The sequence below is a fragment of the Fulvivirga aurantia genome (genome assembly GCF_009711475.1).
Lineage (GTDB): Bacteria > Bacteroidota > Bacteroidia > Cytophagales > Cyclobacteriaceae > Fulvivirga > Fulvivirga aurantia.
Genome location: NZ_SMMD01000703.1, coordinates 1 through 5,923, shown reverse-complemented (window position 1 = coordinate 5,923; position 5,923 = coordinate 1). Strand labels below are relative to the sequence as shown.

6 protein-coding genes are annotated in these 5,923 nt (G+C 38.4%); all 6 read left to right on the top strand.

Annotation, left to right across the window (positions count from 1 at the left end; translation table 11 throughout):
- Positions 1-914: quinone oxidoreductase family protein (locus E1176_RS07735; RefSeq protein WP_155210039.1), on the top strand; the 914-nt coding region annotated here is incomplete at its 5' end.
- 490 nt (positions 915-1,404) lie between these two features.
- Positions 1,405-2,574: a PQQ-dependent sugar dehydrogenase gene (locus tag E1176_RS07730; RefSeq protein ID WP_155210038.1), complete on the top strand. Its 1,170-nt coding sequence runs from the start codon at positions 1,405-1,407 to the stop codon at positions 2,572-2,574.
- A gap of 245 nt (positions 2,575-2,819) precedes the next feature.
- Entirely contained in the window at positions 2,820-3,338 is a 519-nt protein-coding gene (locus tag E1176_RS07725) for a M23 family metallopeptidase (RefSeq protein WP_155210037.1), read from the top strand.
- A gap of 121 nt (positions 3,339-3,459) precedes the next feature.
- Positions 3,460-4,494: a serine hydrolase domain-containing protein gene (locus tag E1176_RS07720; protein ID WP_155210036.1), complete on the top strand. Its 1,035-nt coding sequence runs from the start codon at positions 3,460-3,462 to the stop codon at positions 4,492-4,494.
- Positions 4,495-4,532: 38 nt separating this feature from the next.
- Entirely contained in the window at positions 4,533-5,117 is a 585-nt protein-coding gene (locus E1176_RS07715; RefSeq protein WP_155210035.1) for a DUF1287 domain-containing protein, read from the top strand.
- Positions 5,118-5,127: 10 nt separating this feature from the next.
- Positions 5,128-5,880 carry a class I SAM-dependent methyltransferase gene (locus E1176_RS07710; protein WP_185152692.1) on the top strand — a complete coding sequence of 251 codons (753 nt, stop codon included), beginning with the start codon at positions 5,128-5,130 and terminating at the stop codon, positions 5,878-5,880.
- The last annotated feature ends 43 nt before the right edge of the window (positions 5,881-5,923 follow it).

Below are 5,923 nucleotides of genomic sequence, written 5' to 3'. Positions count from 1 at the left end.
ACATAGAAGTTTCAACACCTTCCATTAAAGAAGGAGAAGTCTTAATAAAAAATAAAGCTATTGGCTTAAACTATGCTGATATTTACAGAAGAAAGGGGAATTACCATCTCAAAGGAGAACCTCCGTACATTGCTGGCTATGAAGGAGCCGGTGAAATTGTCGAGTCAAAGTCTAAACATTACAAAGTAGGTGATAGAGTTGCCTACACCGATGTTCCGTATGCGAATGCAGAGTTTATCGTTGTGCCTGAAACTCATGCAATTCCAGTCCCAAAACAATTCGATTTTGTATTAGCTGGGTCAATCCTATTACAAGGACTGACAGCGCACTATTTATCAAATGATAGTTACCAAGTTAAAAAAAATGATTTAGTATTAATTCATGCTGCTTCTGGCGGAGTTGGGCAAATACTAACTCAAATTTGTAAGTACAAAGGAGCTAAAGTTATTGGACTGACGAGAAGCCAAGCTAAAATAGATACTATTTTGAGTTGTAATGCCGATTATGCTATTCTGCTTGATGGAGACTGGAAGCAAAAAATAGATGATTTAACAAAAGGGGAAGGAGTAGATGTGGTTTTTGACAGTGTTGGCGCTACTTTAATGGATAGTTTCGAAGTAACTAAAGATTGTGGACATGTTGTATTTTATGGAATGAGCGGAGGAGACCCAAATCCTGTAGACCCCAGAATGTTAATGGATTCAAGTAAGACTTTGACAGGAGGTGATTTGTGGAGCTATTTGACAACCGAAGAAGAACGGAAAAAAAGAGCTGAAGCCTTGTTCGGACTTATTTCTGATGGGATTATAAAAATTAAGACACCTGTTCAATTCAAACTTTCTGAAGGAAAAAAAGCACATGAGTATCTGGAAAGTGGTAAAAGTTCAAGCAAGATAGTTTTGATACCTGATTAAAAAAGCACACAATTTAGTATATGCGATAATGTTCCCTTCGGTTGCACTACGCATAAACTAACCGTGGGCAAAAGTGAAAACCTGAGCTGTAAAATGAACTTTAGAAAAGCAACAGAAAGTAATGTTTCAGTAATTGTTGGATAATGAACTTGGAAAGAAAAGGGGAAATCTTCAAATTCCATTACCTTCTTAATTTGAAGGAATGAAAATGCATTTTAACTGAGAATAAGCCAGTTGCTAACATTTTATCTCCCTCAGAGTCCTCTACGAGTGACTCTGAGTAGTGGCAAGCCTGCGATGTTTATGAATTCAATACAAATGGTGATTTGGATAAGATTTCATCATACTGTAATCCTAAAAATAAATAATTAAATTGGGAATAAAATATAGGGTGGATAGTGGTTACCGCAAGTTTTTGGCTCTTAACAAACTTAGTCTTCGAAATGCCCTACTTACCATACACTTACCTTAAACAGCAACCTGAAGAAAAATGAAGAAATCTGTATTAGTTGTTTCTCTTTTCCTGGTTTTATTTCAATCCTGCAAAAAAATCGATCAGAAGAATCAGGTTTTTAACCCTACCCCCGTAAAAGAGATCGTCCTTGATAGCTTAAGACATCCCTGGAGCATTTCATTCCTTAGCGAGGATGAAGTTTTAATCACAGAAAAGGACGGAGATCTGATAAAAGCCAATCTAAAAGACAAGTCCAGAATTAAAATAAAAGGGTTTCCTTCTGATTTGGTTGATAGCATCAGGGTAAAAGATTTTCGTGATAATTCAGGCTTGTTCGAGGTGGTACAACACCCAAATTTCAAGAGCAATCAACTCATTTACATTTCCTATGCAGCTGAAAATTCAAATGGAACAACCACTAAAATTATAAGGGCTAAACTTAACGATGACTCTCTGACAAATATTGAAACCATCTTTGTAGCAGACCCCTATCGGTTTGACCTTTTTCACTATGGTGGCGGAATGGTGTTTGGGAAAGACAGCAAATTATATTTCACAATTGGAGAGCGGTATTACAATGAAAATGAACAACCTACCCTTCCCATTGCTCAAGATTTAGATGATAAACGAGGAAAAATCCACAGACTAAATGATGATGGCAGCATCCCTACAGACAATCCTGATTTTGGAAATGAAAAAATATCAAGCATTTATGCTACAGGTATAAGAGCCGCCCAGGGAATTGCACTTGATACACTAACCGGCATGCTATGGTTTAGTGAACATGGCTCTGTTCAAGGAGATGAACTCAACCTTTTGCAAAAAGGAGCCAACTATGGCTGGCCAATCAAGACTACAGGAAAATACAGGAACTCTAACTATGAACCGCCAATAATGGAGAATGTAGAATTTACAGCACCTCAACACTACTGGCTGCAGACCATAGCGCCAACAGGCTTGTGCATTTATAGAGGATCAGAATTTCCTGCCTGGCAAGGCGACATTATTTTGGCTGGTTTGTCACGAGGTAGCTTGTGGAGAATAAAACTAGATGGAACTACACCCATTCATGTAGAGGAATTATTTGTAAACGATAGAGTGCGTTCACGAAAAGTAGCTCAAAGCCCAAATGGCAAACTCTACATGCTAACAGACGAACCAAATGGAAAGCTTATTAGGATAAAACCTGCTGCTAAGGATGATTAAATAATAGCTTGTTCTCGTCTACCACTGAAAATCCTCAGGGAATTTGAAGATTAAGTTATAGCTATATGCAAAAGAATATAGATCAATCCTATTTCATCTATTTATATCTAATTGCATATAATTTGAAAGAACATGAATGTTAGAATGAACAACGACAATTTGGCAATGAAGTCTTGGATTGTTGACATCTTGAACATTAAATGGCATCTTGACTAAAACGAAATTATGAATCTTAAGCTGACTTTTTGAAACGAAGAACCGAAATACTAATAGGCCTGCTATGCATACTGATCGCTGGTCTATTGATTCCACAACATTTTACAATGCCCGTAGAGAATGCTTCGGCCAAGGATTATAATCAGCAATCATTTTGGTATTACCCTTGGGGCAAATCAGGAACACATAAAGGCGTTGACATCTTTGCCAAGAAGGGTACTAACCTAAACGCTTCAACATCAGGGCTCATACTCTACACCGGTAAGATAAAAATGGGTGGTAAAATTGTCATTATTTTAGGGCCGAAATGGCGAATACACTACTATGCGCATTTAGATGAAATCACAGCCTCTTTTGGGTGGACCAATAGAAACGACAAAATTGGCACAGTTGGAGATAGCGGCAATGCCAAAGGAAAACCCCCACACGTTCATTATTCAATAGTTACTTTACTGCCTTATGTTTGGCGAATAGACACTGGTCCACAAGGTTGGAAGAAGATGTTTTACCTAAACCCGATCACTTATTTAAAAACTGAGAGCGAATAAGAAACTGTCACTATTCACACGATATGTAACACTACTCCTTGAGAATCGTAAGATTGTATTACTTTCACTTTCTAACCCGCCCAATTGTCAATAAGGGCAGTATCACACTAACCTTATATCGATGACCAAAAAGAGAAAAACGCTAATCGTGAGGATTACATTGTTAGTTGGTACTATCATTTCTTTATTCTTCGTACCATGGATTTTGGTCAAAGCCTGGCTCCTTCCGCTACCCGATACGCTTCAAGGGCAATTAGACGAGGCCGTTGAGCAAGGCTTTGAGGGTGTTATCGTTTACGTAGACCAGGCTGGTAAGCCGCCTCAATATTTAGCTTCCGGCTGGCACAATAGAGAAACCAAGACAGTTGCCAATCCTCATGCACTGTTTAAAATTGCCAGTATTAGTAAGCTCTATGATGCCGTAGCCGTAACAAAACTGGTAAGCGATGGACGGCTTTCTTTAGATAAGACCATTGCTGATTATCTGCCAAATTTGGTAGGAAGAATCGAAAACGTTGATAAAATCACTTTGAGACTACTCATTCAGCACAGAAGTGGCATTCCTAATTTTACGGATGCTCCTAATTTTTGGTCAGAACCAACAAAGAGCTACGAAGAAAGCCTGTCGTTGATTTTAGATAAACCAGCCAACTTTGAGCCCGGTGAAGATTATGAGTACTGTAACACCAATTATCTTCTGCTCAATAAGATAATGGATGATGAACTTGGCTATGATAATTTTCAATTCATAAAGGAAGAAATTTTAGTCCCTCTAAATCTTAACAATACCTTCAGCTCACTCAATGATGTGAATTTAGACGATGTAATGAGTGGTTATCATGTAGATCATCCATATGATTTAAAAAAGGACGAACATGGTATGTTAGCCACCGCTGACGATTTAGGCACTTTTATGAGAGCTTTAAACGATGGTTCTATATTTGAAAAAGGAGAGCAAGAAATCTATGCTTCCATCTATGAATTTGAACATGGCGGTTGGGTTCCAGGATACCAGAGTTTCGCCAATTATTACAAAGATATTGATGCCGTTGTCGTTCAATTCTACAACACAACAGACGCTAAACTACTCAACTGGAACCTATCAGAAATAATTAATAACAGAATTGTAAAGATTATTAGAAACGAAAATCCATAGAATTATAAGGTGAGAATAAAATAGTCGTTATATCTAAAATGAAGCTGAAACTACTCCACATATTCTCCCTTCTGTTCTTAAGTAGTTCAGTATTTGCGCAAACAGACTTTTACAGAGCGCTTGCAGACTCTACGCTCACACTCACCAATCAACAGGTTATTTATGATCCCTCTTATTTTCGGCTTGATTACCCCAATGGAGATGTGCCTGCTAATAAGGGCGTTTGTACCGATGTAGTTATCAGGGCATACCGAAAAATCGGCATTGACTTACAGAAGGAAGTACATGAAGACATGAAAGCTCATTTTGACTTATATCCTAAAAATTGGGGGTTAACACATCCTGATAAGAATATTGACCACAGACGAGTGCCAAACCTTATGACATTTTTCGGGCGATATGGTAAGACCCTTTCAATCAACGAAAATCCTACTAATTATCAGCCAGGCGATATTGTTTGCTGGCAATTGAGCGGTGGCATGACGCATATAGGTATCGTTTCCACTAAAAAAGCTACAGACACCTTACGACCAATGATTATCCACAATATTGGCAGCGGTCAGGTTTTAGAAGATATGTTATTTGACTTTAAGATCATCGGGCACTATCGGTATGGAGAGTAGCAGCGGGCATATGGACAACTTAAACAACACAGCTTATTATGGCAAAGATCTGGCCTTTGTTCATGACCAGGGACACTCACAATTTGCAAAGAAAGCTACTAAAGTGATAGCCAGCCTCATGGGTGAAAATCCCAGAGCAGAATTGTTGGTAGACCTCGGGTGTGGCAGCGGAAGACTGGAGCAAGAACTCGCTGAGTCACCTATAAACATTATTGGGGTTGATTATTCCGCTGCTATGATTGAGCTTGCTAAGCAAAATTCTCCAGAGACTAAGTTTCTCGTTGAGTCAATTTATGACTTTCAAATCCCTCAATGCGACATCGTCTGTTCAATTGGTGAGTGTTTCAACTATCTGTTTGCCAACAAGGGAGATTTAAATGAATTAAAAGATTTGATATCCCGAATATACAATGCGTTGAGGCCTCAGGGCTACCTGGTTTTTGACATCCTCACCACCGAAATCTTGCAAACCTCCCAGATCAACTCAAAAGTTATAGAGCAAGATTTATGGACAATTTTTCTATCAGTAAACGTAGAAAAAAATGAAAGTATATTGACACGAGCAATTACCTTGTTCCTTAAAGACGGTGACCACTATCGAAAGAGTAAAGAGGTACACAAACAAAAACTGTTCAAAAAAAAGGACATAGAGGAAATTTTGATTGAAGTAGGATTCAGAGTGGACAAAATGGATGGCTATGATGATCTTCCCTTTAGATCTGGACAAGTTGGGTTTCTTTGCAAGAAAGACGGAGAATGTTGACCGATGACGTTGTTCTTATCCTTAAATGTAATGCATGCCCCCT

What these genes read in the sequence shown, in the direction of transcription:
- E1176_RS07730 (WP_155210038.1), top strand. Translation starts at nt 1,405, where the DNA reads ATGAAGAAATCTGTATTAGTTGTTTCTCTTTTCCTGGTTTTATTTCAA.
- E1176_RS07720 (WP_155210036.1), top strand. Translation starts at nt 3,460, where the DNA reads ATGACCAAAAAGAGAAAAACGCTAATCGTGAGGATTACATTGTTAGTT.
- E1176_RS07715 (WP_155210035.1), top strand. Translation starts at nt 4,533, where the DNA reads ATGAAGCTGAAACTACTCCACATATTCTCCCTTCTGTTCTTAAGTAGT.
- E1176_RS07710 (WP_185152692.1), top strand. Translation starts at nt 5,128, where the DNA reads ATGGACAACTTAAACAACACAGCTTATTATGGCAAAGATCTGGCCTTT.